We start from the raw sequence: 26,322 nt of genomic DNA, 5'->3' as shown, positions 1-26,322 counted from the left end.
CGTTCATAAGAGGCACGTCGCCGCAACACCAATGGTGTCGTCCCTGCGAGCACGTTCGCAGGAACTGAGCACGCATGCCGTACTCGCGGCGAATCTTTCCGTTGCTAAGTCTGCCCATCGCTCAGATTGCCGTATCCAGTGTCGCTGCGCGAGGCGACCGACCATACGTCCGGCAGCAGTGGATAGCATTGTTGCCTGATCAATCATTCGGGCTGATATCAGTAAAAAGAAACCCCGCCGGCGTCTTGCTAAAGACGAAGATGAGCTCGCCGCAGAAGACGAAGTAACTTTCGTTCTTGTAATCATCGCGATCGTAGACGGCCTTGCCGCGCTGGATACATGCGCGATTTTTCGCCGTGAACGAGGTCCGATAGATCTTGGCGCCAAATTGCGCGGCGCCGCGAATTGCGTTGTCGTTCATGAACGGCAATCGTGTCATAGCGGCGACGGCGGCGGAATCGTTTGCCTTCAGCGCCGCGCGAAACTTCTCGATGAAGCCATCGAACTCCTTCTGCAAGGCAGGAGAAGCGACGGCGCTCTTCGCCTGGGCGACGGCAGGAGCAAGGTTCACGAGAGCGGCTGCAAGCACAATTCTCAGCAAAAATCCCACAGGCCGGCTCCATCCATCGATCAAGCAAGGTCTTCCGACCGAACCCATGGTGTTTGTTGCGTCGTGGGCTATCTGGTTCAACGGCGCAGAGCCGCAGGCACTTGTCGCCATGGGAGCAAAGCGGACATTGCTCTCGTCGCATCACGCCGCCGGGTCTATGGGTACACGAGCTAAATCTCCACCACCTGCCCCGGCTGCATCGCGACGAACCGCTCCTGCGGAATCTTCGCGGCGTCGAGCGCTTCCACCAGCGCCTTGGCGGGCGCGTCGATCGCCTCGTCCGTCAGCTGGAACGTGCCGTGGTGATGGCCGAGCGCAGCTTCCGCACCGCAATCAGCCAGCGCCTTCACTGCATCCTCCGGATTCATGTGCTGGTCGCGCATGAACCAGCGCGGCTCGTAGGCACCGATCGGGAGGATCGCGAGCCGCAGCTTGCCATGCTTCTCGGCGACGCGGCGGAAATGCCGGCCGTCGCCATAACCGGAATCGCAGACCACGTAGATCTTCCCGGCCGGCGTCTCCAATACGAAGCTCGCCCACAGCGCCTTGTTGCGGTCGAACAGGCCGCGCGCGGTCCAGTGCCGGGTCGGCACCAGATGCACGGCGATGCCGCCGCCGAGCTCGACGCGGTCGTGCCAGTCGAACGCCTCCACCTTGATCGTGGAATCCCAGCTGCGCATCGTGACGTCGTTGCCGAGCGGGGTGACGACGCGCGGGGCAAAATTCTTGGTGAGCCGCGACAGCGTCGCGATGTCGAGATGATCGTAATGGCCGTGCGAGACCAGCACGATGTCGATCTTCGGCAACTTCTCGAAGGCGACGCCGGGATCGTTGTGCCGTTTCGGCCCGGCCCAGGCGACCGGCGAGACCCGCTCCGACCAGACGGGATCGACCAGGATGTTGAGGCCGCCGGTCTGGATCAGCCAGCTGGCATGGCCGACGAAGGACAGCCGCACCTTGTCGCCATCGACGCGTGCCGGCGGGGTGTCGGCATGGGGACTGGGAGCCCAATCCGGCCATGCAGCGCGCTGCCGCTTGCCGCCGAACTGCCACCGCAGCACTTCTCGCAGCGATTTCGGCGGAGCCCCGTCCGGATCGAAGAAATTCAGGCCGTCGAAATGGTCGGAAACCGGGCCATCGTAGGTTTTCATGCGGGAGATCCAGATGGATGAGGCGCCGACCAGGGCACCGGCCCCGGCAAGCAGTCCGAACAGGCGGCGGCGGGTGATGGGCACGGGTTCAGCGATGGCAGCGAGGGCAGGTCATGACCTCTCATATGGGTGGAACCCTCGGAAAAGGAACCGGCAGGCAAAACGGTCCTGTTTTCAGGATCTTGCCCTGGCAAAGGCGCCCTTGCACCCTAACTTTCCTTGACTTTTGGGCGTGAGCGGCGTTTAACCCCGCCACTTCATCGGAAAGGCTTTCTTTTCGACCCGCCGACCGGCCCTCGAGGCCGGAGGTCAACGCCCGACAGCGCTGTGCGCCCTCGGGCGTGATGGTGTTTGGAAGATCGCTTTCTGGCGAGCAGGACAAGGACAACGGCATTGTTCGACAATCTGTCGGAACGGCTTGGTGGCATTCTCGATCGTCTGACGGGGCGCGGTGCGCTGACCGAAAAGGACGTCGACGCCGCAATGCGCGAGGTGCGCCGCGCGCTGCTGGAAGCCGACGTCGCGCTCGAAGTGGTGCGCAGCTTCACCGAGCGGGTCCGCGAGCAGGCAATCGGCGCCACCGTCGTCAAGTCGGTCACGCCAGGCCAAATGGTGGTCAAGATCGTCCATGACGAGCTGATCAACACGCTCGGCGCCGAAGGCCAGACCATCGACGTCAATTCCGTGCCGCCGGTGCCGATCATGATGGTCGGCTTGCAGGGCTCCGGCAAGACGACCACCACCGCGAAGCTCGCCCGCCGCCTGGTCCAGCGCGACAAGCGCAAGGTGCTGATGGCCTCGCTCGACGTCTATCGTCCGGCGGCGATGGAGCAGCTGGCCGTGCTCGGCCGCGATCTCGATATCCCCACTTTGCCAATCGTTGCCGGCCAGCAGCCGCCGCAAATTGCAAAACGCGCGCTGGAAGCCGGTAAGCTCGGCGGCTACGACATCGTGCTGCTCGACACCGCCGGCCGCACCACGCTCGACGAAGAGATGATGGCGGAGGCCGCCGCGATCAAAGCCGCAGCCAATCCGCATGAAGTGCTGCTGGTCGCCGACAGCCTCACCGGCCAGGACGCCGTGAACCTCGCGCGCTCGTTCGACCAGCGCGTCGGCCTCACCGGCATCGTGCTCACACGTGTCGACGGCGACGGCCGCGGCGGCGCCGCGCTGTCGATGCGCGCGGTCACCGGCAAGCCGATCAAGCTGATCGGCACCGGCGAAAAGACCGATGCACTTGAAGATTTCCATCCCGATCGTATCGCCGGCCGCATCCTCGGCATGGGCGACGTGGTCTCGCTGGTCGAACGCGCCGCCGCCAATATCGACGCCGAGAAGGCCGCACGCACCGCCGAGCGCATGCGCAAGGGTCAGTTCGACCTCAACGACATGCGCGAGCAGCTGTTGCAGATGTCCAACATGGGCGGCATCAGCGGCCTGATGGGCATGATGCCCGGAATCTCCAAGATGAAGAACCAGATCGCGGCCGCCGGCATCGACGACAAGATTTTGAAGCGGCAGGTCGCGATCATCGATTCCATGACGCGCGACGAGCGCCGTCATCCGGACCTGTTGAAAGCAAGCCGCAAGAAGCGCATCGCGGCAGGCAGCGGCCAGAGCGTCGAGCACGTCAACAAGCTGCTGAAGATGCACCGGAACATGGCCGACGTGATGAAGGCGATGGGCTCCGGCAAGCGCGGCCCGCTCGCCGGCATCGCCCAGGCGATGGGCTTCGGCGGCGGCATGAAGATGCCGTCTCCGGAAGAGATGAAGGCGATGCAGGAGAAGATGCAAAGCGGCGGCGGACAAGGCCTGCCGAACCTGCCGAAGGATCTGCCGGCCGGCTTGCGCCAAGGTCTGCCCAATCTTCCTGGACTGACCGGGATGAGCGGCAAGCCGACGCTGCCGGGCCTCGGCGGCTTCCCGGGCAAGAAGAAATGAGGAATTCGTCACGAGGGATCGCACGGTCTCGCGCGGCGCGAAAATACCAATCAACCGAACAAAACGTACTTTGAAGGAGAACTAAATGTCCGTCGTCATCCGCCTCGCCCGCGCAGGCACCAAGAAGCGTCCCGTCTATCACGTCGTCGTCGCCGATTCGCGCTTTCCGCGCGACGGCCGCTTCATCGAGCGTCTCGGCTATTTCAACCCGCTGCTGCCCAAGGACAACGAGACCCGCCTCAAGCTCGACATGGACAAGGTGAAGACGTGGCTCGCCAAGGGTGCGCAGCCGTCGGATCGCGTATCGCGTTTCCTCGACGCCGCCGGCGTCAAGAAGCGCGAAGCGCGCAACAACCCCGAGAAGGCCGTGCCGCGCAAGGAGCGCAAGGCGCAGGCCGAAGCCGCCGCGAAATCGTAAGGTCGGGCCATGTCGGCGCTGGTCTGCGTCGCGCGGATCGGCGCCGCGCATGGGGTGCGCGGTGCGGTCAAATTGTGGACCTTCACCGAAGATCCCTTTGCCGTCAGGCGCTACGGTCCGCTGCTCGCCAAGGACGGCAAGCGCCAGTTCGAGTTGGCGACGGCACGCGAGGCCAGGGATCATCTGGTCGCGACGTTCAAGGGCGTCACGACCCGCGATGAGGCCGAGCGGCTCAACGGCATCGAGCTCTACGTCCCGCGCGAAAAACTGCCCGCGACCGAGGCGGACGAATATTACCACACCGATTTGATCGGGCTCGCCGCCGTCACCACCGACGGCGACGCGCTCGGCCGCGTGCTCGCGATCCATAATTTCGGCGCCGGCGACATCATCGAGATCGCCCCGCCCAAAGGCACCACGATGCTACTGCCGTTCTCGAACGCGGTGGTGCCGGAGGTCGACATCGCCGGCGGCCGCGTGGTGATCGCGTTGCCTCAGGAGGTCGAGGGGGAGGACGAAGCCGAGGAGCCTGGCGATGCTCCCTCCGCGAGGCGTCCCCGCGAAGGTGGGGACCCATGACCACAGGCTGAAATTTTTCGCTAAGCTGATCGCTCCAGCCATCGCAAAACGAAGTGCGGTGGCTATGGGTCCCGGCCTTCGCCGGGACGACGATGGAAACTATGACCAACCCCTCCCCCTGGCGCGCGACGGTGCTGACGCTGTTTCCGGAGATGTTTCCGGGGCCGCTCGGCGTGAGCCTCGCCGGCCGGGCCCTTGCCGCCGGGATCTGGGAGATCGAGGCGCGGGACATCCGGGCCTCCGCCACCGACCGTCATCGCAGCGTCGATGACACCCCGGCCGGCGGCGGGCCGGGCATGGTGTTGCGGGCAGACGTGCTGGCGGCGGCGATCGACGCCGCTGACATAGGCCCGGACCGCCCCCGCCTCCTGATGAGCCCGCGCGGTCGGCCATTGACGCAGGCCCGCGTTCAGGAACTGGCCACTGGTCCCGGCCCCCTGATCGTCTGCGGCCGGTTCGAGGGCGTGGACCAGCGGGTGATCGACGGGAGGGGCCTGGAGGAGGTCTCGATCGGCGATTACGTGCTCTCCGGAGGCGAAATCGCAGCTTTAGCCCTGATCGACGCCTGCGTCCGGCTGCTGCCGGGGGTGATGGGCAAGGAGGCCTCGGGAACCGAGGAGAGCTTCTCGGACGGCTTGCTCGAATACCCCCAATATACCCGCCCGCAGCTGTTCGAGGGGGCTCCGATCCCGGAGATCCTGACCTCCGGCGACCATGCCAAGGTCGCATCCTGGCGGCGCGCTGAATCCGAGGCCCTGACGGCGGCCCGGCGGCCGGATTTGTGGGCGCAAGTCCCGGCCAAGCCGCCGAATCGGGCCCGCGGCCAAAAAACGCCAAAAAACAAGACAGACGGGTGACAAACGCTCCGGCTTGCCTTATAGGAGCGGCCACATCCGCAATGGCTGGATCAACGAATTTCACGCAGCCCCCGTTTCGAAGGCTGGGCGCGCCGATGGAGATTTACCCATGAACCTGATCAAGCAGCTCGAGCAAGAGCAATTCGAAAAGCTGTCCGCCGGCAAGGACATCCCGGAATTCGGTCCCGGCGACACCGTGATCGTCAACGTGAAGGTCGTCGAAGGCGACCGCACCCGTGTGCAGGCCTATGAAGGCGTCTGCATCGGCCGTTCCGGCGGTGGTCTCAATGAGAGCTTCACCGTCCGCAAGATCTCCTACGGCGAGGGCGTCGAGCGCGTGTTCCCCGTGATGTCGCCGATGATCGACTCGATCAAGGTGGTGCGGCGCGGCAAGGTGCGTCGCGCCAAGCTCTATTACCTCCGCAACCTGCGCGGCAAGTCGGCCCGCATCGTCGAGAAGCAGGACCGCCAGGCCGCCGTCGGCGAGTAAGCTTCGCCCCACCAGGCAAGTTTCCAAAGCGCGGGGCTCGGCTCCGCGCTTTTTTGTTGCCTCAGCCGTGCGCGTCAAAGCTCTCGCGCTTCCAGATCGGCCTGCTATATATCCCTAGAATGTTTCCAGATCTGACCAGCCCCTCGTCCGTCAAGCGCATCGTCATCGATGATCGCTCGAGGCTGCCTGGCCGGTTCTTCGGGCGCTTCGCGACCTCGGCAACGTCAGAGCTTACTCGCGCAGCCTAAAAGCTGCGCTGACGATCTGTTGCCCGCGCGGCCTGCCGCGCTCATCGCTGACACACATTCTTCGGAGCTCAAGCTCATGTCCAAGCCGACCACTCTGTACGACAAGATCTGGAACGACCATCTGGTGCACGAAGCCGAGGACGGCACGTGCCTGCTCTATATCGACCGCCATCTGGTGCACGAGGTGACCTCGCCGCAGGCGTTCGAAGGCCTGCGCGTAACGGGCCGCAAGGTGCACGCCCCCGAGAAGACGCTCGCCGTCGTCGACCACAACGTGCCGACTACCGATCGCACCAAGCCGAATCCCGACCCTGAGAGCATCGAGCAGATCAACGCGCTGGCCGAGAACGCCAAGGAATTCGGCATCGAATATTACAACGAGTTCGACAAGCGCCAGGGCATCGTCCACGTCATCGGCCCCGAGCAGGGCTTTACGCTGCCCGGCACCACCATCGTCTGCGGTGACAGCCACACCTCGACGCATGGCGCGTTCGGCGCGCTCGCGCACGGCATCGGCACCAGCGAGGTCGAGCACGTGCTGGCGACGCAGACGCTGATCCAGAAGAAGGCGAAGAACATGCGCGTCACCGTCGACGGCACATTGCCGGAGGGCGTGACAGGCAAGGACATCATCCTGGCCATCATCGGCGAGATCGGCACCGCCGGCGGTACCGGCTACGTGCTGGAATATGCCGGCTATGCGATCCGCGCGCTCTCGATGGAGGGCCGCATGACGGTCTGCAACATGTCGATCGAAGGCGGCGCCCGCGCCGGCCTCGTTGCGCCCGACCAGAAGGCCTATGACTTCCTGCGCGACCGTCCGAAGGCGCCGAAGGGCGCGGCCTGGGACGCAGCAATGCGCTATTGGGAGAAACTGCGCTCCGATGAAGGTGCGCATTTCGACCACGAGCTGCGCCTCGACGCCGCCAAGCTGCCACCGATCGTGACCTGGGGCACGAGCCCAGAGGACGTGATCTCGGTAACAGGCATGGTGCCCGATCCCGACAAGATCGCGGACGAGGCCAAGCGCATCTCCAAGCATCGCGCCCTGAAATACATGGGCCTGACCGCAGGAACGAAGATCACCGACATCAAGCTCGACCGCGTCTTCATCGGCTCCTGCACCAACGGCCGCATCGAGGATTTGCGCGCGGCCGCGAAGATCGCTGAAGGCAAGACCGTGTCGGCGAACGTCAACGCCATGGTCGTGCCGGGCTCCGGCATCGTGAAGGAGCAGGCCGAGGCAGAAGGTCTGGACAAGATCTTCATCAAGGCCGGCTTCGAATGGCGCGAGCCGGGCTGCTCGATGTGCCTCGCCATGAACCCGGACAAGCTGAAACCGGAAGAGCGCTGTGCCTCGACCTCGAACCGCAATTTCGAGGGCCGCCAGGGCTTCAAGGGCCGTACCCATCTGGTGTCGCCGGCGATGGCGGCGGCCGCGGCGATCGCCGGTCACTTCGTCGACGTCAGGGACTGGCGTTAAGCCCGTCCCCGCAATTGTAGCGATCGCGGCAAACCGCCCTTAATCCGCCTCGCCTCATGCTCGTCCTCGCGAGGGTTTCGCGAGGACGTTGCCTATGGCCAACAAGCCGGAATATGTCGATCTGATCAGCGAGGCCACCCGCCAGAACCGGCGGCGCGCGATGCCGCTTCGCGTCGCCAAGCCGGAGGTCGAGGAGACCTCAAAGCTCAGCCACTGGCCGCCGGCGATGTTCAAGCAATGGAAGCTGGACAACCTGATGCGGTGGAGATCCACATCGTGGAAGCTGAAGGATTAGCTGTAACAAGTCCCTCCGTCATGGCCGGGACAAGCCCGGCCATGACGAATGCGGAGCTAGCAGCTCACATCACCAATACCGATACGGATAGTGCCAGCGCGGCCAGTGGCAGACGCGGCGCGGGCCGTAATAGGTGAAGATGATCCGGCAGCGGCGCGGATAGTGATAATAGGGATAGTAGCCGCCGACATAGTAGCGCCGGTGGAAGTGACGATGGCCGAAATGGGGGCGATGATGGCCCCAGTGGCGGTGGTAGCCGCCATATCCGCCGTGGCGAAAGCCGCCATGGTGATAGCCGCCGACATGCCGGAAGGCCGGCGCGGCGCGGAAGCCGCCGATATGGCGGCCGTGAAATCCACCGCCGCGAAAACCGCCGATATGTCCTCCGCGGAAGCCGCCGCCATGGAAGCCGCCACCGCGGAAACCTCCGCCGTGAAAGTGGCCACCATGACCATGCCCGCCGCGAACCTGCGTGACGAGGTCGTCGGCCGCCGCCTTGGTCGCGGGCGAGGTCGCCGGATTGATCAAGGTGAGTGCTTCAGCGCGCCGCGCGGTGCCAACCGACAGCATCAATGTCGCGGCGGTCGCGAGCCCGAGCAAGCGCATCGGGCTTGCTCGAAGTCCCAATATCCTCAGCATGAAATCCTCTCTGAAGTCGGACAGCGAAAGTTACGAGCCGACGTCTCGGCCGCGCCATCGCTGTTCAATTACGATCGCTCCCACGACAAACTGAGGAGAGCCACGTGAACGCGCCATGAATGAACGACGCTGCGCTCCGCGATGCGACGCAGTGCCGCGACAAGCGGCGTCTCGTCAGAAGGGGCCGTAGCCGAACACGAAGGGTGCTGGCACGCCGTAGGGATAGGGACGGTAGTAAACCGGCCGCGCGTAGTAGCGTGGATCACGGCGGATGGCAGGTCGCGCGATGACATGGGTCCGCGCCGTTCGTCGCGCATCGAAGATCGCGACCCCTGCCGAGGCCTCCGGCACCGTCACCCTTTGCGCAGCGAAGGCGCGCGGCACACCAGCGGCAAGCGTGACAGCGACGGCCAATGGAACCCATCTCATCGCGATCAGCCCGATGAGGCGACGGCGCTGTTTCGCTGGCGACGGCGTTAAGCCAGGCATCAGCCGCGGCGCCAATAGCAGCTCACGCGGGGCACGATCACCGTGCCGCTCGGCCGGTATTCCTGAACATAGGTGGCATTGCAGACGCGGAGGGCGTCAGGGCCGGGATTGTAGCGCGGATAGACGCCGTCGGGGCTGTAATAGGGCGTGACGCGCAGGCGCCGCTGCTTGCGCGGGGGCGGGACCTCGTCCGGGGGGGCCGCCTGGGCGAGACGGATCGTGGGGCCAGCGGTCTGGGCCTGAGTTTGAGCTTGAGCATCAACGCCAAGCTGCGAAAACAACCCCATGCACAGTAGCGTCAGCGCTGTTTTCGCTCGCATTTTTCTGCCCACCTGAAACGTCCCCTTCGAGCCCCCACGCTCCCCGTTTTGGCGGCGCGCGTCAACCTCGCCGCGCTTATAAAGCGGGATGCATCGCCGCGGAACCCACGCTAAGAGAGGGTCATGTGGACTGAATTGAAAGCGCCCTCGCTGGCCGAGATGGAAGCGACGGCGCACGACATCTTCGAGCGCCTGCCGGCGGAGTTTCGCAAGCTCTGCGAGGGCGTGATCATCCGCGTCGACGACTTCCCGACCGAGGAAGTGTTGGACGAGATGCAATGCGAAAGCGAGTTCGACCTGCTCGGCCTGTTCCAGGGCGTCGGCCTGCCGCAGCAGAGCCTCGGCGACGTGGCGCGGCTGCCCAATATGGTCTGGCTCTATCGCCGACCGATCCTGGACTATTGGGCCGAGCACGACGAGACCCTCGGCCACATCGTCCGTCACGTGCTGATCCACGAGATCGGCCACCATTTCGGCCTGTCGGACGACGATATGGCCGCGATTGAGGCGCAAGCAGACTAGATCTGCCGAATTCGGCCTAGGATTTCCGCCCCGATCGCGATAAACACCGGTTCCTCTAGACCCATCCGGGAAAGCGCAACCATGGACAAGTTCACCACGCTGGAAGGCGTTGCGGCGCCGCTGAAGATCATCAATGTCGACACCGACATGATCATTCCGAAGCAGTACCTCAAGACCATCAAGCGCACCGGCCTTGGCAAGGGGCTCTTCTCCGAGCAACGCTACAAGGACGACGGCAGCGAGAACCCGGACTTCGTGCTGAACCAGCCGGCCTATCGCAATGCGAAGGTGCTGGTCGCCGGCGACAATTTCGGCTGCGGCTCAAGCCGCGAGCACGCGCCCTGGGCGCTGCTCGATTTCGGCATCCGCTGCGTGATCTCGACCTCGTTCGGCGACATCTTCTACAACAACTGCTTCAAGAACGGCATTCTGCCGATCCGCGTTTCGCAGGAAGATCTCGACAAGCTGTTCGACGACGCCGAGCGCGGCGCCAACGCGACGCTGACGATCGACCTGCCGAACCAGGAGATCCGCGGCCCCGACGGCGGCAAGGTCAAGTTCGAGATCGATCCGTTCCGCAAGCACTGCCTGATCAACGGCCTCGACGACATCGGCCTCACGATGGAGAAGAAGGCCTCGATCGACACTTACGAGGACAAGCTCAAGCGCGAACGCGCCTGGGCCTAATCTCGCGTTTCATTCGAGCCCCGGCGTGACGAGCGCCGGGGCTTTTTCTTTGTTCAAATTGTCCTTTATAGCTTCCGCGCATGCTGCCCGAGATCGTCACCTTCTGGCATGGCCCGATGGACGCGCTGCGCCAGACCTGTCTGCGCTCGCAATTGGCTGCCGGCCACAAAGTCACCGTCTACAGCTTCGACACCATTCCGGGCCTGCCTGCAGGGATTGCGAACGCGGATGCGGAGGCGATCCTGCCGCATGCATTCTCGGAACGCTTGCGTCCGCCGCAGCCCGACGGCAGCTGGCGCGACTGGACCACGCTGCAGTTCAGCGACTTCTTCCGCATGAAGCTGATGGCGAAGAGTCTCGGCCTCTGGCTCGACGCCGACGTGCTGCTGCTCAAGCCGGTCGAGATTGATCCGGCAAAGCCGTATTTCGCCTGGGAGCGGCCGCGCCAGCTCGGCAATTCCGTGATCTATCTTCCGCCCGAGCACGGCATCGTCGCCGCGTTCGAGGAGCTGATGGAGCAGGAGGAGCTGACGCCGAACTGGCTCTCCATGCGCCACCGCATCACCTTCATGATGCGTCGCCTGCGCGGCGGTTCGAACCGGCTCTCCGATATCCGCGTCGCGATCTACGGCCCCGCGGCGCTCACCGCACTCGCGCGGCGCACCGGCGAGCTCGCTTGCGCGCTGCCGAAGCAATCGTTCTACGCCGTGCATGCCGAGCCGAAGCTGTTCTTCGATCCCTCGAGCTATCTCGGCGTCGTCACCAACCCTGACATCATCGGCCTGCACATCTCGCCCAAGGGCCGCGGCGGCGAAAAGCCGATTCCGGGCAGCCTGTATGCGTGGGCGACGGAGCGGTTTGGCTGACTCTCGTGCCCCGGACGCGGCGCAGCACCCCTTGGTGATGCGCTGCTGAGCCGGGGCCCAGCAATGTGGCGAGATGGGGAGATGGGTCCCGGCTCTGCGCAGCAGCGTTTCACGCTGCAGCGCGTCCGGGACACGAGACCATTTTGCTTCTCCCTTCCCAATTTGATCCAGCGCAACGCGTCCCTGCACCATTGTGCCTAATCTGGCTCCATTTCCACGATCCCAACGGAGCCTCGCATGAGCACCGCAAGCAGGCCTTATCCCATCGTCCAGGACCTCATCGAGTCCTTTGCCGGCTGGCTGAAGCATCGCCGCGAGATCAACGAGATGCGGCGGCTCGACCGCGCCGATTTCGACCGGATCGCCAGCGATCTCAGGATCGCGCCTGACGATCTCGAGGAGCTGGTCCGCCATGGCAAGCACGCCGCCGACGAACTGCCGAAGCTGCTGGACCAGCTCGGCATCGATGCCGAAGGCCTCGGCCGCGCGCAACCGCTGCTGCTGCGCGACATGGAGCGGGTCTGCTCACTCTGCGATCACAAGGGCCAGTGCGACCGCGACCTCGCCGCCGGCACCGCCGCGGAGAATTGTCATGGCTATTGCGCCAATGCCGCGACACTGGAGTCGCTCGATCGCGCAGAGATCGTGCCGCACTGAGCCGCGGAGGCGCCGACGAATGAGTTTCTCGGCCGGAACGCGGCCGTCGGCCTAACGCACGTCGCAAGCCTCGCGCCGGTCGTTGTAACGCGCTATCCTGAATCGGTATGGTGTCGCCATACTGACTCAACGATACCGCATGATCCATTCCGCGAAGACGGGGACGAGGAAGCGACGATGGGCTTACGGGCTGGCCTTTGTCGTGCTCGTCTATCTGGCCCTCGCATACGTTCTGGTGCCAACCCTGTGGATTCACCACGAGCATGAAGCAGGGCTCGCTTCGTTGCCGATGCTCACCAGGACGTCGGACGATATCCCTGGCGATCCCCTGAACGTTGGACTTGTTGGCGACGGCGAGGATGTGGTCCGCGCCATGCATGCGGCCGGATGGTTCGCGGCCGACGCCGTGACGCTGCGATCGAGCATCGAGATCGTCGGGAGCGTGGTCCTGGATCGACCGTATCGCGACGCTCCTGTCAGCCCGCTCTATTATCTGGGAAGGAAGGAGCAATACGCGTTCGAGAAGCCTGCAGGGAAAAGTGCCGATCGGCGGAATCATGTTCGGTTCTGGAAGGCCCTTGAAAAGGGTGATGACGGTCGTCCCGTCTGGCTCGGTTCAGCGACTTTCGACCGAGGCGTCGGGCTAAGCCACGATACGGGACAGGTCACCCATCACATCGCGGCCAACATCGATGCCGAGCGGGATCTCTTGATGGGCGACTTGCGAGCGGCCCGCGTCGTCAGCAAGTTCTTTCAGATCTCCGGCATAGGCCCGACCCTGTTCGGCCGAAACGGTGGCGGCGACCCCTACTATACGGATGGCGCGATCCACGCCGCCGTCCTGGTGCCGGGAGCGGCAAACGGGCCTGCCGATCCGCCGACCGTTCCACCGCCCTCACTCATCGCTCTCAAGGATGCCATCTGGCACGGCATCGCTCGCCAAGCCGAAACGAAGCCCTAGAGCGCGACGAGATCAGGATGAATCGTCATCGCGCTGCTACCAAGCCCGGCGTCACTTGCCGGACACGAAATAAAAATCCTGCCGGCCGGAGATCGAGCCGTAGCTGAACGGCTTCTGCTTGCGGCCGGTCGCTTCCATGACGTCATCGCGCACGAAGTCGAACAGCCTGCGGACCTCGAGGCCCGGCGTCGGGACGTTCTTGACGAAGGCGGCCGCGAACGGGCTGTTGCTCCCGTCGCCATCGAGCGCGGTCTCGCCATCCTTGGCGGCGTAGACCACCAGCGTTCCAGCTTCCGGCTCGACAGGGGCCAGACCTCGCGACACCGAACGCGACGCCACCGTCATCGTGCGCTTCATCTGGGCCGCGAACGGGTTGTCACGGCAGGCATCGAGAATGACGAGGCGCAATTTCTTCGCGCGCTCCGCGGCATTGAGCACCTGATCGACCGGCACGGCTTCAAATGCGATCTCGCGATCCGCGGCGATCCTGGCATCCGTCGGGATGAGATAATTGACGCCACCGACCTCCATGCCGTGCCCGGCATAATAGACGACGGCCCAATCCGCCGTTTCCGCGCGTGCAGCGAACTCGCGCAAGGCATTCACCAAGGCGTCCTTGCGAAGATCGGTCAACAGCGTGACCGCTTCGAACCCGGTGAGCTTCAGCACGTCGGCGACGAGGCTTGCGTCGCGCACGGGGTTCGGGAGTGCGGCGACGTTTTCATAAGCCGAATTGCCGATGACGAGGGCGATACGACGATCACCGTTCGCAGCTCCGGGCGCCACGACGGCCGGAGGAACGCTGGGTTTTTCGACCAATATCGTTGTTGGCCGCGGCGCAGGCAAGACAGCAAGCCGCTCGCGTGCCTTGTCCAAAGCCCATTTCGTGGCACTCTGGGTCAGGCCGAGCGTCGCGTTGAAATCGGCTCTTGCCCTGGCGAAATCTCCGCGCTTCTCGTAGGCGAGACCGCGGTTGACATAGGCGTTCGCGTATGTCGGATCCACGCGTAGCGCTTCCGTGTAGTCCGCGATGGCCCGGTCCGAATCGCCCTTGTTGCCGTATGCGTTGCCGCGATTGAAATAGGCGTTCGCATTCGTCGGCTGCAGGCGGACCGCCTCGGTGTAATCGGCAATGGCGCGACCCGTGTCGCCCTTGTTGCTGTAGGCATTGCCCCGGTTGTAGTAGGCGTTCGCATAGGCCGGATCGAGCCGGATCGTCGCCGTGTAGTCCGCGATGGCGCGCTCCGTGTCGCCTTTGTTGCTGTAGGCGTTGCCCCGGTTGTAATGCGCATTCGCATGGGCGGGATCGAGCCGGATCGTCGCGCTGTAATCCGCAATGGCGCGGTCCGTGTCGCCCCTGGCGCTGTAGGCGTTGCCGCGGTTGTAATACGCATTCGCGTCCCTGGGATCGCGCCGTATCGCCTCAGAGGCGGCGACGATGGCCGCGCTCGCCTCGCTTTTGGCGCGGTCGTTCGCGGCAGCCAGAACAAGAAGTGCGAGGCAATAGAATAATTTGCGAAACATGAGGACGCCCACTCACCGTATCGGGACTGGAAGCAGTATTTAAACGGCACAAATCTAACGAAGCAATCGACTGGGGCGTGTGACTGAGATCACAGCGAGCTCGACGCTGGAGTGCTCGACGGGACCTCGCCGTGAACGTCAGAGCCTTCGCAGACACCACCAAAAGCTGCAAGCGCTTCAGCGAAGCCGCCCTGACGGATCAAATGGCAGCTAAATCCGTAGCGTTGAATGCCAGCCAATCCCGCGCAGTGGTCGCGGGGGCAGTGGCTGGGCTGGCGATCGATGAACTCCGTCACAATCAGACTAAATACCCAACATGGAGAGAACCGCATGCGCCAGATTGGCGGACATCTCCACCAATTGATCTGCGCCTGCCGTTTCCAGCTCCTCCCGGCTGCCGTATCCCCAGAGCGCGCCGAGGCCACGCATCCCGACCGCGTGAGCACCAGCGATGTCGTGGCGATGATCGTCGACCATGAGGCTGTGCGATGGTGAGATACCATGCTTGGACAGGATATGAGCGAGCAGCTCCGGCTTGTGGTCCAATTCGCCGCCCGGCACAATGCCGGGCTTGGAATCGGCCAGCGTTCCGTCGAGATCGAGCAGGACGGAACGCGCCGGGTCCACCCCTCAGCCCTTCCCCATCGCTGCGATCGCATCCGCGATTGCGATCGTACGGCGCGCCATGTCGGCATGGAGCCGCTCCACCATCGCACCGTCGAGACGGATCGCGCCGCGCGAGACGTTTTCCGGGAGCTCGAACGCCGCGATGATCTTTCGCGCGCGCGCGACTTCTTCCTCCGGCGGGGTGAAGATCGCGTTGCAGGCGTCGATCTGCGAGGGGTGGATCAGCGTCTTGCCGTCGAAGCCGAGGTCGCGGCCCTGCGCGCATTCGGTGGCAAAGCCGTCGGAATTGGCGATGTCGCTGTAGGGGCCGTCGAGGATTTCCAGGCCATAGGCGCGCGTCGCCAGGATGCAATGGGTGATCATCGGGATCATCGCCGCGCGGCCCGGCAGCATCCGGATGCGCGTCTCGCGCGAGATGTCGTTCGGGCCGAACACGAAGCCGGAGAGGCGCCGCGACGGATCGCGGCCGGCTGCCGCGAGTTCCTCCGCATGCAGCACGGCGCGCGCGGTCTCGATCATCGCCCAGACTTTCACGGTGGGCGCGGCGCCAAGCTCGGAGAGCTTTCGGCCGATCGCGTCGAGATCTTCGACACTGGAAACTTTTGGAACCAGGATGCCGTCGGGCGAAGCCTTGGCGGCCATGGCGACGTCGTCGGCCCACCAGGGCGTGTCGAGGCCGTTGGTCCTGATCAAAATCTCGCGTTTGCCAAAGCCCTTGGCCGCGATCGCCGCGGCGATGCCGTCGCGCGCCACCGCCTTGGCATCGGGCGCAACGGAATCCTCGAGATCGAGGATCAGGCCGTCGGCGGCGAGATTGCGCGCCTTTTCCAGCGCGCGGGGGTTGGAGCCGGGCATGAACAGATGGCTGCGGCGCGGGCGGGTCATGCTACGTTCCTTCCTCGTCTTTCCGGCCTCAGCCGATAGCATTTGGCCTGCCTATTCGAAAGGCTTGTTCGCGCCTGCGGTCTATGATTAGGCATAGGTATGATGACATTCCCGAAGCATTTGCTGGAAGGCTACAAGGCCTTCGCAACCCAGCGGCTGCCGACCGAGCAGACCCGCTATCGCGAGCTGTCGGTGAAGGGGCAGTCGCCGCAAGTGATGGTGATCGGCTGCTGCGACAGCCGCGTCTCGCCCGAGGTGATCTTCGACGTCGGCCCCGGCGAATTGTTCGTCGTCCGCAATATCGCCAACCTCGTGCCAGTGTATCAGCCCGATGGAAACGCGCACGGCGTCTCGGCGGCGCTGGAATATGCGGTGACGGTGCTGAAGGTGAAGCACATCGTCATCCTCGGCCACGCCCAATGCGGCGGCATCCGCGCCTTCGTCGACAAGATCGAGCCGCTGACGCCCGGCGACTTCATCGGCCGCTGGATGCAGATGTTCATCAAGCCGGGCGAGGTGGTGGAGCAGCGCGAGCACGAGAGCATGGCGCAGTTCGTCGAGCGCATCGAGAAGGCCGCAGTGTTCCGCAGCCTGGAAAACCTGATGACGTTCCCGTTCGTGCGCAAGGCGGTCGAGAGCGGCCAGATGCAGACCCACGGCGCCTATTTCGGCGTCGCGGAAGGATCGCTGTTCGTGCTGGACAAGGCGACGAAGGAATTCAAGAAAGCGAATGGCGAATAGCGAATGGCAAGTAGGGAATAGAAGTTTCTATTCGCCACTCGCTACTCCCCATTCGCTTGTTTTCACGCCGCCTTCTTCTTCGCGCTGATCAGCTTGCGGTTGATCAGGACTTCCGCGATCTGGATGGCGTTGAGGGCTGCGCCCTTGCGGAGGTTGTCCGACACGCACCACAGCACGAGGCCGTTCTCCACCGTCGCATCCTCGCGGATGCGGCTGATATAGGTCGCGTCCTCGCCGGCGGCTTCATACGGCGTGGCGTAGCCGCCGGGCTCCTGCTTGTCGATGACGAGGCAGCCGGGCGCCTTGCGCAGGATCTCGCGGGCTTCGTCCGCGCTGATCGGGTTCTCGAACTCGATGTTGACGGCTTCGGAGTGGCCGACGAAGACCGGCACGCGCACGCAGGTGGCGGTGAGCTTGATCTTGGGATCGAGGATCTTCTTGGTCTCCGCCATCATCTTCCACTCTTCCTTGGTGAAGCCGTCTTCCATGAAGACGTCGATGTGGGGGATGACGTTGAAGGCGATGCGCTTGGGGAATTTCTTCGCGACCAGCTCGTCATTGGTGTAGACGGCCTTGGTCTGCGAGAACAATTCGTCCATCGCGTCCTTGCCGGCGCCCGACACCGATTGATAGGTCGAGACCACGACGCGCTTGATCGTCGCCTTGTCGTGCAAGGGCTTGAGCGCGACGACGAGCTGCGCGGTCGAGCAGTTCGGGTTGGCGATGATGTTCTTCTTCTTGAAGCCTTCGGTCGCGCCCGCGTTCACCTCGGGCACGACCAGCGGCACGTCCGGGTCCATGCGCCAGGCCGAGGAGTTGTCGATCACGACGGCGCCGGCGGCGCCGATCTTCGGCGACCATTCCTTCGACACCTCGCCGCCCGCCGACATCAGGCAGATGTCGACATCGGAGAAGTCGTAGTGCTCGAGCGCTTTGCACTTCAGGGTGCGGTCGCCATAGGAGACCTCGACGCCGACGCTGCGGCGCGAGGCCAGGGCCACGACCTCGTCAGCGGGGAATTTGCGCTCATCCAGAATGTTGAGCATTTCCCGTCCGACATTGCCGGTCGCGCCGACGACTGCGACTTTGTAACCCATCGTTCACTCTCCGATGAAAAAGCCCGTTCCCGAAGCTGACGCTTAAACGGGAAGAGCAGCGCTTCTATGCGAGAACCGGCCTCAAGACAATGTGAGACCATGCCTGAAGGCCGTGGATGCAGTCGCCCGAGGCCAGCACGGCCGCAAGCCCTACCCAGATCCAGCTGACGCTCCTGGCTGTCGCCGACGAGGTCGTCGGCACGCTGGCACATCTGGTCGCCTATGTGGGGGCGCTCGCGCTGTTTGCCATCCTCGCCCTTGCGGCGCTGGGCCAGCTGCCTGAGCTGCGCGGCGATGAGCCCGCGGACAAGCCGGGCTGGAGCACGGCCGATCGCTCACACCCGGCCTTCGCCGTCAGCCGCACCGATTCATCTGAGAAAACAGCCTCTTACACCATCCTCAGGCATCCCGAGGGCGGCCGCAGGGACGTGCTGCGCTGGATCGGCGAGGCCGACAGGCCCTTGGCCGAACTCGAGATCTACCGGGAAGGCGGCGAATTCGATGTGGCCCGCCCCGCGACCGCGGATCTCGCCGCTCAGATGGGATTGGGCGCGGCCACGGCGCTGGAGCAGGCCGGACTGATCGATACCAAATTTGGCCCCGTTGCCCTGTTCCGTCCGGTCGGCGCGGCGGAGGGGATGCGGGCCTGCCTCGGCTACCTCAAGCGCTACGAGGAGCCGGCGCTCCAGATCTCCGGCTTCTCCTGCCAGGGCGACACGCTGCCCACCCGGCGCGCGGCGGTCGCCTGCACGCTGAACCGGCTGACGCTGCTGGCCTCTGGCAACGAGCCCAAGCTCGCGGAATTGTTCGCCCATGCCGAGCTGAAGCGCCGCGGCTGCGAGTCTCAGGGATCGTCGGACTGGCTGCTGGGCGCCGCCAACGCACAATTGCGCGGGGCGCTCTGAGCGGCATCCGGCCCAAGTGGCTGGTATTGATGCAACTTTTGCCGGCACGCACGATTATTCCCCCCTGGTGTGACCCAATTGACCTAGTTGCATCCGCCCCGGCCGGGCTAGTATGGGGTGAAATCGACTGGCGGCCTGCCGCCTGAAGGGGACGTGATGAGCTTGAAATTCTCTGCGGCGAACACCTTGGCGACCTGGCTTGCGGCGGGCGCCGTCATTGCCATCGCGTTTGCGTCGCCGGCTTCCGCCGACACCCGGACCAAGCAGCGCTATGACGAGCGCGGCCGGCCCTATTATGGCCCGACCGGCCCCAACGCAGTCTATCAGCAGGGCCGCACCCGCATCTATGTGAGCAAGCGCTCCTGGCTGGACGGCGGCACCGAGGTCAATCCCGGCGATCGCAAGTTCACCGACTACGCCTTCCCGCCGGCCGTCGGCTATCCGACCTTCGCCCGCGAGAACCTCAACCGTCCGATCGACCGCCAGCCGCTCTCACCGCCGCAGGACGTCGGCGGCTATCCGCAGAACTTCCCGCTGTACTGAGCGGGCATATCTCTCGAATCAAATGGCCGGGCTCGCGCCCGGCCATTTTGTTTGGGCACGCTGCGCTTTACCCACCCTACAATTCCTGTTGCTCGGGTGAGATGCGTGCGCGTCACGCGTTCGCAGCCGGGTCGTAACGTCTGCAAAATTCGTCGATCGCCTCGGAGCGGAAATCGCCGAGCCGTTCGAAGATCAGCTCATCCGGCCAATTCCACCAGGCGATGCGGCGCAGGCTCGCCGCAACGGCGTCATCGAAGCGCTTGCGGATCGAACGGGCGGGAACGCCGCCGACGATGGTGTAGGGCGCGACATCGCGGCTGACGACCGCGCCCGCGGCGATCACCGCGCCGTCGCCGACATTCACGCCCGGCAGCAGGATGGCGGCGTGGCCGATCCAGACGTCATTGCCGACGATCACGCGGTCGCCGCGGCGGTCGGCGAAGAAGTCGCGGTCGCGCGTTGCGCCCGCCTCGTAATATTCGGGGACATAGGTGAAGCGGTGCTGCGAGGGACGGCCCATCGGATGGTTCGGCGCCCCGATCCGCACCGAGTTGGCGATCGCCGTGAACTTGCCGATCACTGCGTCGGCGACGTCGCAATTCTCGCCGAGATAGGAGTAATCGCCGAGCGAGGCATATTCGATGCGCGTGTTGGCGAGCACCTCGCAACGGCGCCCGATCTGCGCCTCGCGCAGGCGCACCGTCTCATGGACGATGGTATCCGCGATCTTCGGGCGGGGCGTATCCATGGGAGGCTCCGACAGGAGGTGCCGTAGGGTGGGCAAAGGCGCACTTGCGCCGTGCCCACCATCTTTCGTCAATCGCACTGGATGTGGTGGGCACGCTCGCGCTTTGCCCACCCTACGATTGCGGCGCTTGCCGCTTACGCGTGCAGTTTCTGCAATTCCTTCAGGATCGCTTCGCCCATCTGCGTGGTCGAGACGGCGGTGGTGCCTTCCGACTTGATGTCGGCGGTGCGCAGGCCGCCGGCGAGCACGGCGGCGATCGCGGCATCGACCTTGTCGGCAAGCGCGCCCATGTCGAAGGAATAACGCAGCGCCATGCCGAAGGACGAGATCATCGCAATGGGATTGGCGAGGCCCTTGCCGGCGATGTCAGGCGCAGAGCCGTGTACGGGTTCGTACAGCGCCTTGCGCTTCTTGCTCTTGACGTCCACTTCGCCGAGCGAAGCCGAGGGCAGCATGCCGAGCGATCCCGTCAGCATCGCCGCGATGTCGGACAGCATGTCGCCGAACAGATTGTCGGTGACGATGACGTCGAACTGCTTCGGCCATTTCACCAGCATCATGCCGCCGGAATCGGCGAGCTGATGCTCCAGCGTGACGTCGGCATATTCGCGCTTATGGACCTGGGTCATGACCTCGTTCCAGAGCACGCCCGACTTCATGACGTTGCGCTTCTCCATCGACGTCACCTTGTTCTTGCGCTTCCTGGCAAGCTCGAAGGCGACGCGGCCGATGCGCTCGATCTCATAGGTGTCGTAGACCTGGGTATCGATGGCGCGCTTCTGGCCGTTGCCGAGGTCAGTGATGGTCTTGGGCTCGCCGAAATAGACGCCGCCGGTGAGCTCGCGCACGATGACGATGTCGAGGCCCTCGATCGCATCGCGCTTCAGGCTGGAGGCATCCGCCAGCGCCGGATAGCAGACGGCCGGGCGGAGGTTGGCGAACAGGGCGAGATCCTTGCGCAGGCGGAGCAGGCCGGCCTCCGGGCGGACCTCGTAAGGCACGGCATCCCATTTGGGGCCGCCGACCGCGCCGAAGATTACGGCGTCGGCATCCTTGGCCTTGGCCATGTCGCCCTCGGAGATCGACACCTTGTGCGCGTCATAGGCGGAGCCGCCGACGAGGCCGGTGTCGGTCTCGAACTTGGCGATCCCGGCCGAATTGAGCCAGTCGATCAGCCGCTTCACCTCACCCATCACCTCGGGGCCGATACCGTCGCCGGGGAGCAGCAGCAATTTGTGGGTCGCCATGGTCGTGTCCTCAGTTTATCTCGTCATTGCCGGGCTTGACCCGGCAATCCAGCTTTCTTGAAAGGATGGGTGCCCGGGTCAAGCCAAGGTCGATCCCTGGCATGACGAGCGGGCATGAATTTCGGCCGGAGTGCTAGAGCGGCGTTGCGCGCTTGGCAAGACACCATTGCCGGGGAGCCGGCTGTGCAAAGCGGATGGAGCCTGCCACACTCGGCCCGCCGGAGTACCCCTTGCACGCCCCAGACCGTCCTCCAGAAGAGGCCCATCCCGCGCGGCTGATCCTGACCCTGTCGCTGGCCGCAACGGTCGGGCTCGGCATCGGCCGCTTCGCCTATGCGCTGGTGCTGCCGGACATGCGGGAGGACCTCGGCTGGTCCTACTCGGCCGCCGGTTTCATGAACACCATCAACGCCGTCGGCTACCTCGTGGGGGCGCTGGTGGCATCGCGGCTGATCCAGCGCATCGGCTGGGCGGCGGCGATCCGGCTGGGAACACTGGCCTGCGTCGCCGCCCTCGCGACCTGCGCGCTGACGGGCAATTTCATCGCGCTGAGCCTGGCGCGCCTCGTGCTGGGCCTCGGCGCGGCAGCCGGCTTTGTCGCCGGCGGCGCGCTGGCCGCCACCATCGCGCAATCGCGCCCCGAGCGGGCCAATTTCCTGCTGAGCCTGTTCTATGCCGGGCCGGGCATCGGCATCTTGTCCTCGGGGCTGATCGCGCCGTTCACGCTGCAATATTTCGGGCCGGGCTCGTGGTGGATCGTCTGGTGGGCGCTGACGCTGCTGTCCGTCGCGATGACGATCCCGCTGTTTTTGATCCGCATCGAGAGCAGCACCCGCTTCTCCGAAGGCAGCCACGCCTCGTTCGCGATCCTGCCGGTGCTGATCTATCTCGCCGGCTACTTTCTGTTCGGCGCCGGCTACATCGCCTACATGACCTTCATGATCGCCTATGTGCGCGACGGCGGCGGCGGGGCCGCGGCGCAGGCGGCATTCTGGAGCCTGATCGGGCTCAGCGCTTTCGCAACACCCTGGGCCTGGCGGGGCGTGCTGGCGCTCGACCGCGGCGGGCTGGCCACCGCCATCATCCTCGGCACCAACGCGCTGGGGGCCGCCTTGCCGATGCTGGGACATTCGCCGGCCTGGCTTGCGGTCTCGGCCGTGGTGTTCGGCGTCGCCTTCTTCGCCGTGGTCGGTTCAACCACCGCCTTCGTCCGCTTCAACTATCCGCCCGAGGTATGGCCGACCGCGATCGCGGCAATGACGATCTCGTTCGGCGTCGGCCAAACGCTAGGTCCGATCGTGGTCGGCGCGATCACGGACGCACTGGGGAGCCTGAGCTACGCGCTGAACGTCTCGGCGGCATTGCTGGCGCTCGGGGCGGTGGCGGCGTTGTGTCAGCGCAAGGTGGGACCGAAAGCGGCGAATGGCGAATAGCGAGTGGCGAATTGTGAGCCGCGAGTGCGTTACCTACTCGCCACTCCCCATTCGCTACTCGCTGTGTCAACTTCCACTGAACGAATTATACCCCTGGTCTTCCCAATAGCCGCCCTTGTAGTCGTTGGTGACTTCCATGGAGACCACGTATTTCGGGTTCTTGAAGCCGAGCTTTGTCGGCACGCGGATCTTCATCGGAAAGCCGTAGGCGCGCGGCAAAATCTCGTTCGCATATCTGAACGTCATCTGGGTCTGCGGATGCAGCGCGCTGCGCATGTCCAGGGGCGAGTTGTAGCCGTCCTTGTCGGCGCATTGGAACCAGACGTATTTCGCGCGCGTGTCGGCGCCGATCAGCTTGAGGAAATCGCGCATGGGCGTGCCGGTCCAGCTGCCGATCGCGCTCCAGCCCTCGACGCAAATGTGACGGGTGATCTGCGTGACCTGCGGCAATTGATAGAGCTCGTCCAGCGTCCAGGACTTCTTGTTGTCGACGAGGCCGCGCACCTCGAGCTTCCAATCTTTGCCGTCGATGTCGGGCGCGTCGTCGAGATCGTAATAGGCGTTGAACGGAAACGGTTTTGTGATCGCGCTCTCGGGGAAGGTTGGCGCCAGCGCGTCGGGATTGAAGATGAAGGCCTGCACCGCGTCGTTGAATTTCGAGACTTTCGCCAGCATGGTCTCGGCCGAGGACGAATCGATCACGTCGCAGCCTGTAAGCAGCGTCAGCGCGCCGAGGCTGGCGCCGCCCGCGATGAAACGGCGCCGGGTGACGTCGGGCATGGTCTTGAGGGAGTCCTTGATCAGCAGCCGCTTGTCGACGCCGGGGATCAGGAATGAACGCTTGGCCATGGTCTCCTCACATATCTATTCTGAGCATGATCTTGTCGGAAAACCGCTTCACACTTTTCCGGATCATGCTCTAGCGACCGATGATCATCGCGCGCAGGCTCTTCGGCACCAAGAGCGCGAGCAGGACGTGGATGACGAGGAAGGCGCAGATCGCGGCCATGCAGAAGAAGTGCACGTAACGCGCGGCCGGATAATCGCCGAACAGCATCACGAGGTAATAGAGCTGCACCGGCTTCCAGATCGCAAGACCGGACAGCACGATCAGCACGCCGACGACGATGATGCCGGCATAGAGCAGGCGCTGCACGTAATTGTAGACCGTGAGATCGTCATGGCCGAGCTTGAAGGTCAGTGCGGCCCTGACGTCGTGAAGCACGCCGGACGCCGTGATCGGCAGCAGCTTCTTCCGGAAACGTCCGGTGGCAAGACCGGTGACGAGATAGGCGAGGCCATTGATCATCAACAGCCACATCGCCGCAAAATGCCAGAGCAGGCCGCCACCGAGCCAGCCGCCGAGAGTGTACTCGCGCGGAAAGGTGAAGCCGAACAGCGGTGAGGCGTTATAGATCTGCCAGCCCGATAGAATCATCAGGATCATGGCAAGTGCATTGACCCAGTGCATGATCCGGACCCAGGCCGGCTGGATCACTTTGGCCGGGGTAGCCCCGACCTGCTCGTCGCTGACTGTGAGGCTCGCCATGATGGTTCCGTTCTGAAGGTCGTGTGACAGCAATTATACGCCCGTCCTGCGGCTTCCGTTACGCCCTGTCCTGCATCGAATTTATACCGGCCAGCTATGGTGGTCACAAAAAAGCGAGCCGGGCACCCCGGCTCGCTGTCTCGAGGCATCCTGTTCGGGGATGAAACAGGACCGCGCGGTGTTACGTCGCGGGCATCAGCACGGTGTCGACCACATGGATGACGCCGTTGGACTGGTTGACGTTGGAGATCGTCACCATCGAGGTGCCGCCCTTGGCATCGACGATCCAGACCTTGCCGTCCTGCTTCTTCACCGTCAGCTCCTCGCCTTCGGCGGTCTTCAGCTTCTTGCCGTCGGTGAGATCGGTGGCCGCGAGCTTGCCGGGCACCACGTGATAGGTGAGGATCTTGGTCAGCGTCGCCTTGTTCTCGGGCTTGACGAGGTTGTCGACGGTGCCGGCCGGCAGCTTGCCGAAGGCGGCGTTGGTCGGCGCGAACACCGTGAACGGGCCCTTGCCTTCCAGCGTCGGCACGAGGCCGGCGGCCTTCACCGCCGCGACCAGCGTGGTGTGGTCCTTCGAATTGACCGCGTTCTGGACGATGTTCTTGGACGGGAACATCGCCGCGCCGCCGACCATGACGGTCTTCTCTTCGGCGCTGACAGGCGCGACAACGGTCGCGGTGATGGCCAGGGCGCTGAAGGCGGCGGCAGCGAGATAGGCAATGCGCTTCGACATGGAGAGTCTCCCGATTGAATTGAGACCGGCGATCGCCGGCGTTGAGTTGGGGCAACAACGGCGTCTGCGACGTGAGGTGATGCAGCTGTGCCGTCGTTGGACCGAACTACGGGAGGGTTCGCCGGCCGGTTTCGGAGAAAAATTCTTTGTGATGCGTGAAACTATGGGGCGATTTGTTCGTGTGATGGCTCAGGCGTCATTGCGAGGAGCCCTTGCGACGAAGCAATCCAGACTGTCTCTGCGGACGCATTCCTGGATTGCTTCGCTTCGCTCGCAATGACGAGTTCGCGGCTCCCCCGCGCCTCAATCCCTGTTGTTCGGCGTCTGGATGAAGCCGCGATTATGCGTCGGGCTGATCAGCACCTCGTTGATGCAGACGCGCGCCGGCATGCTGGCGATGAAGGCGATGGTGCGGCCGAGATCTTCGGATTGCAGCATCTTCGCCTGCTCATCCTCGCTTGGCACGACCGGGCGCAGCTTCAGGATCGGCGTTGCCACCTCGCCCGGCATCAGGCAGCAGGCGCGCAGGCCGTTGACGCATTCGTCCATGTTGAAGGAATGGGTCAGCGCCAGCACCGCGTGCTTGGTCGTGGTGTAGGCCGGGCCCGGCATCTTCGAGACGTGACGACCGGCCCAGGAGGAGACGTTGATGATCGCACCGTCCTGCTGCTTGCGCATGGTCGGCAGCACCGCGCGCATACAATAGAGCACGCCGTTGAGATTGACCTGGACCAGCTGATTCCAGCCTTCAAGTTCCATGTCCTTCCAGCTGCGCTTGGGGACATTGATGCCGGCATTGTTCACCAACAAATCGATCCGGCCGTGTTTGGCGACGATCTGATCGGCCGCCTTCTGAGCTTCGGTGGCGCTGGATACATCCAGCGCCATGGCTTCGGCCGCCCCGCCCGCCTTGGTGATCTTCGCGACGACGGCGTCGAGGGCCTCTTTGCGCCGGCCCGAGACCACCACCGTCCAGCCATCGGCAGCCAATGCCTCGGCGCCGGCCTCTCCGATCCCGCTGCCGCCGCCCGTGACCCAGGCCACGCGTTTCCCGGTTTTTGTCATGCAAACTGT

At 64.2% G+C, this 26,322-nt stretch carries 31 protein-coding genes; 16 read left to right on the top strand and 15 right to left on the bottom strand.

Translation table 11 applies throughout. The annotated features are described in order from the left end of the window. Positions 1-199: 199 nt before the first annotated feature. Both BCCGELA001_RS01805 and BCCGELA001_RS01800 read right to left on the bottom strand, forming a co-directional pair. The gene (locus BCCGELA001_RS01805) at positions 200-610 is read right to left on the bottom strand and encodes a hypothetical protein (RefSeq protein ID WP_236840810.1); all 411 of its coding nucleotides are present in this window, start codon (positions 608-610) and stop codon (positions 200-202) included. 170 nt (positions 611-780) lie between these two features. Continuing rightward, positions 781-1,845, bottom strand: a complete 1,065-nt coding sequence (locus BCCGELA001_RS01800) for an MBL fold metallo-hydrolase (protein WP_008539042.1) — start codon at positions 1,843-1,845, stop codon at positions 781-783. Between the two features lie 309 nt (positions 1,846-2,154). Between BCCGELA001_RS01800 and ffh the strand changes: the two genes are divergently transcribed. The 7 genes from ffh (at position 2,155) to BCCGELA001_RS01765 (ending at position 8,072) form a co-directional block, all read left to right on the top strand. Further along, positions 2,155-3,702 carry a signal recognition particle protein gene (ffh, locus tag BCCGELA001_RS01795; RefSeq protein ID WP_008539043.1) on the top strand — a complete coding sequence of 516 codons (1,548 nt, stop codon included), beginning with the start codon at positions 2,155-2,157 and terminating at the stop codon, positions 3,700-3,702. Positions 3,703-3,787: 85 nt separating this feature from the next. Beyond that, a complete protein-coding gene (gene rpsP / locus BCCGELA001_RS01790) occupies positions 3,788-4,120 on the top strand; it encodes a 30S ribosomal protein S16 (protein ID WP_060734480.1) in 333 nt (110 codons plus the stop codon). Between the two features lie 9 nt (positions 4,121-4,129). Then, positions 4,130-4,699 (top strand): ribosome maturation factor RimM, encoded by a 570-nt coding sequence (rimM, locus tag BCCGELA001_RS01785; RefSeq protein ID WP_008539046.1) that lies wholly within the window; start codon positions 4,130-4,132, stop codon positions 4,697-4,699. A 101-nt stretch (positions 4,700-4,800) separates the two neighbouring features. Further along, positions 4,801-5,556: a tRNA (guanosine(37)-N1)-methyltransferase TrmD gene (gene trmD, locus BCCGELA001_RS01780; protein WP_008539048.1), complete on the top strand. Its 756-nt coding sequence runs from the start codon at positions 4,801-4,803 to the stop codon at positions 5,554-5,556. Positions 5,557-5,665: 109 nt separating this feature from the next. After that, entirely contained in the window at positions 5,666-6,046 is a 381-nt protein-coding gene (rplS, locus tag BCCGELA001_RS01775; RefSeq protein WP_008539050.1) for a 50S ribosomal protein L19, read from the top strand. Between the two features lie 324 nt (positions 6,047-6,370). Next, entirely contained in the window at positions 6,371-7,777 is a 1,407-nt protein-coding gene (gene leuC, locus BCCGELA001_RS01770; RefSeq protein ID WP_008539054.1) for a 3-isopropylmalate dehydratase large subunit, read from the top strand. A gap of 94 nt (positions 7,778-7,871) precedes the next feature. After that, on the top strand, positions 7,872-8,072 hold the full coding sequence (locus tag BCCGELA001_RS01765) for a hypothetical protein (RefSeq protein ID WP_008539056.1): 201 nt from the start codon (positions 7,872-7,874) through the stop codon (positions 8,070-8,072). 69 nt (positions 8,073-8,141) lie between these two features. Here the strand turns inward: BCCGELA001_RS01765 and BCCGELA001_RS01760 are convergent, their stop codons facing one another. From BCCGELA001_RS01760 to BCCGELA001_RS01750, 3 genes are all read right to left on the bottom strand, one after another. Next, a complete protein-coding gene (locus BCCGELA001_RS01760; RefSeq protein ID WP_060734479.1) occupies positions 8,142-8,711 on the bottom strand; it encodes a hypothetical protein in 570 nt (189 codons plus the stop codon). A 174-nt stretch (positions 8,712-8,885) separates the two neighbouring features. Continuing rightward, positions 8,886-9,125: a hypothetical protein gene (locus tag BCCGELA001_RS01755; protein ID WP_335339436.1), complete on the bottom strand. Its 240-nt coding sequence runs from the start codon at positions 9,123-9,125 to the stop codon at positions 8,886-8,888. A 74-nt stretch (positions 9,126-9,199) separates the two neighbouring features. Next, positions 9,200-9,487: a hypothetical protein gene (locus BCCGELA001_RS01750; protein ID WP_008539062.1), complete on the bottom strand. Its 288-nt coding sequence runs from the start codon at positions 9,485-9,487 to the stop codon at positions 9,200-9,202. Positions 9,488-9,643: 156 nt separating this feature from the next. Between BCCGELA001_RS01750 and BCCGELA001_RS01745 the strand changes: the two genes are divergently transcribed. The 5 genes from BCCGELA001_RS01745 (at position 9,644) to BCCGELA001_RS01725 (ending at position 13,213) form a co-directional block, all read left to right on the top strand. Next, complete coding sequence (locus BCCGELA001_RS01745; protein WP_060734478.1) at positions 9,644-10,042, top strand: metallopeptidase family protein; 399 nt, start codon at positions 9,644-9,646, stop codon at positions 10,040-10,042. Positions 10,043-10,123: 81 nt separating this feature from the next. Further along, positions 10,124-10,729 (top strand): 3-isopropylmalate dehydratase small subunit, encoded by a 606-nt coding sequence (gene leuD / locus BCCGELA001_RS01740; protein WP_008539074.1) that lies wholly within the window; start codon positions 10,124-10,126, stop codon positions 10,727-10,729. Positions 10,730-10,809: 80 nt separating this feature from the next. Beyond that, positions 10,810-11,595 (top strand): hypothetical protein, encoded by a 786-nt coding sequence (locus BCCGELA001_RS01735; protein ID WP_008539075.1) that lies wholly within the window; start codon positions 10,810-10,812, stop codon positions 11,593-11,595. A 237-nt stretch (positions 11,596-11,832) separates the two neighbouring features. After that, positions 11,833-12,252, top strand: coding sequence for a hypothetical protein (locus tag BCCGELA001_RS01730; RefSeq protein ID WP_008539084.1), 420 nt, complete (start codon positions 11,833-11,835; stop codon positions 12,250-12,252). Between the two features lie 139 nt (positions 12,253-12,391). Further along, complete coding sequence (locus BCCGELA001_RS01725) at positions 12,392-13,213, top strand: LssY C-terminal domain-containing protein (RefSeq protein ID WP_060734477.1); 822 nt, start codon at positions 12,392-12,394, stop codon at positions 13,211-13,213. 51 nt (positions 13,214-13,264) lie between these two features. Here BCCGELA001_RS01725 and BCCGELA001_RS01720 read toward each other — a convergent pair whose 3' ends face one another. From BCCGELA001_RS01720 to BCCGELA001_RS01710, 3 genes are all read right to left on the bottom strand, one after another. After that, positions 13,265-14,737: a tetratricopeptide repeat protein gene (locus BCCGELA001_RS01720; RefSeq protein WP_144441094.1), complete on the bottom strand. Its 1,473-nt coding sequence runs from the start codon at positions 14,735-14,737 to the stop codon at positions 13,265-13,267. 303 nt (positions 14,738-15,040) lie between these two features. After that, complete coding sequence (locus BCCGELA001_RS01715; protein WP_008539087.1) at positions 15,041-15,364, bottom strand: HAD hydrolase-like protein; 324 nt, start codon at positions 15,362-15,364, stop codon at positions 15,041-15,043. 3 nt (positions 15,365-15,367) lie between these two features. Continuing rightward, positions 15,368-16,249 (bottom strand): HpcH/HpaI aldolase/citrate lyase family protein, encoded by an 882-nt coding sequence (locus BCCGELA001_RS01710; protein WP_008539088.1) that lies wholly within the window; start codon positions 16,247-16,249, stop codon positions 15,368-15,370. A 99-nt stretch (positions 16,250-16,348) separates the two neighbouring features. On the opposite strand from BCCGELA001_RS01710, the gene BCCGELA001_RS01705 reads away from it, so the two are divergent. Beyond that, positions 16,349-16,990 carry a carbonic anhydrase gene (locus tag BCCGELA001_RS01705; RefSeq protein WP_008539089.1) on the top strand — a complete coding sequence of 214 codons (642 nt, stop codon included), beginning with the start codon at positions 16,349-16,351 and terminating at the stop codon, positions 16,988-16,990. A gap of 62 nt (positions 16,991-17,052) precedes the next feature. Here the strand turns inward: BCCGELA001_RS01705 and BCCGELA001_RS01700 are convergent, their stop codons facing one another. Further along, positions 17,053-18,087, bottom strand: a complete 1,035-nt coding sequence (locus BCCGELA001_RS01700) for an aspartate-semialdehyde dehydrogenase (RefSeq protein ID WP_008539090.1) — start codon at positions 18,085-18,087, stop codon at positions 17,053-17,055. 116 nt (positions 18,088-18,203) lie between these two features. Between BCCGELA001_RS01700 and BCCGELA001_RS01695 the strand changes: the two genes are divergently transcribed. Further along, the gene (locus BCCGELA001_RS01695) at positions 18,204-18,992 is read left to right on the top strand and encodes a hypothetical protein (RefSeq protein WP_008539091.1); all 789 of its coding nucleotides are present in this window, start codon (positions 18,204-18,206) and stop codon (positions 18,990-18,992) included. Between the two features lie 156 nt (positions 18,993-19,148). Continuing rightward, positions 19,149-19,535, top strand: coding sequence for a hypothetical protein (locus BCCGELA001_RS01690; protein WP_060734476.1), 387 nt, complete (start codon positions 19,149-19,151; stop codon positions 19,533-19,535). A 112-nt stretch (positions 19,536-19,647) separates the two neighbouring features. On the opposite strand, the gene BCCGELA001_RS01685 is transcribed toward BCCGELA001_RS01690, so the two are convergent. Both BCCGELA001_RS01685 and leuB read right to left on the bottom strand, forming a co-directional pair. Next, positions 19,648-20,283, bottom strand: a complete 636-nt coding sequence (locus BCCGELA001_RS01685; protein WP_008539093.1) for a DapH/DapD/GlmU-related protein — start codon at positions 20,281-20,283, stop codon at positions 19,648-19,650. 134 nt (positions 20,284-20,417) lie between these two features. After that, positions 20,418-21,530 carry a 3-isopropylmalate dehydrogenase gene (gene leuB / locus BCCGELA001_RS01680; protein ID WP_008539094.1) on the bottom strand — a complete coding sequence of 371 codons (1,113 nt, stop codon included), beginning with the start codon at positions 21,528-21,530 and terminating at the stop codon, positions 20,418-20,420. A 230-nt stretch (positions 21,531-21,760) separates the two neighbouring features. Here leuB and BCCGELA001_RS01675 point away from each other — a divergent pair, with 230 nt between their 5' ends. Then, positions 21,761-22,963 (top strand): YbfB/YjiJ family MFS transporter, encoded by a 1,203-nt coding sequence (locus BCCGELA001_RS01675; protein WP_060737437.1) that lies wholly within the window; start codon positions 21,761-21,763, stop codon positions 22,961-22,963. Between the two features lie 66 nt (positions 22,964-23,029). Here the strand turns inward: BCCGELA001_RS01675 and BCCGELA001_RS01670 are convergent, their stop codons facing one another. The 4 genes from BCCGELA001_RS01670 to BCCGELA001_RS01655 form a co-directional block, all read right to left on the bottom strand. Beyond that, a complete protein-coding gene (locus tag BCCGELA001_RS01670; protein WP_008539096.1) occupies positions 23,030-23,812 on the bottom strand; it encodes a molybdopterin-binding protein in 783 nt (260 codons plus the stop codon). 70 nt (positions 23,813-23,882) lie between these two features. Beyond that, entirely contained in the window at positions 23,883-24,512 is a 630-nt protein-coding gene (locus tag BCCGELA001_RS01665; RefSeq protein WP_008539097.1) for a cytochrome b/b6 domain-containing protein, read from the bottom strand. Between the two features lie 181 nt (positions 24,513-24,693). Continuing rightward, complete coding sequence (locus tag BCCGELA001_RS01660; RefSeq protein ID WP_060734475.1) at positions 24,694-25,248, bottom strand: fasciclin domain-containing protein; 555 nt, start codon at positions 25,246-25,248, stop codon at positions 24,694-24,696. A 303-nt stretch (positions 25,249-25,551) separates the two neighbouring features. Continuing rightward, entirely contained in the window at positions 25,552-26,313 is a 762-nt protein-coding gene (locus BCCGELA001_RS01655; protein ID WP_060734474.1) for an SDR family oxidoreductase, read from the bottom strand. Positions 26,314-26,322 lie beyond the last annotated feature (9 nt).

Source organism: Bradyrhizobium sp. CCGE-LA001, assembly GCF_000296215.2.
In the GTDB taxonomy this organism is placed as follows: Bacteria; Pseudomonadota; Alphaproteobacteria; order Rhizobiales; family Xanthobacteraceae; genus Bradyrhizobium.
The sequence above is the reverse complement of the archived record's forward strand: the minus strand, read 5'-3'. Positions and strand labels throughout refer to the sequence as shown.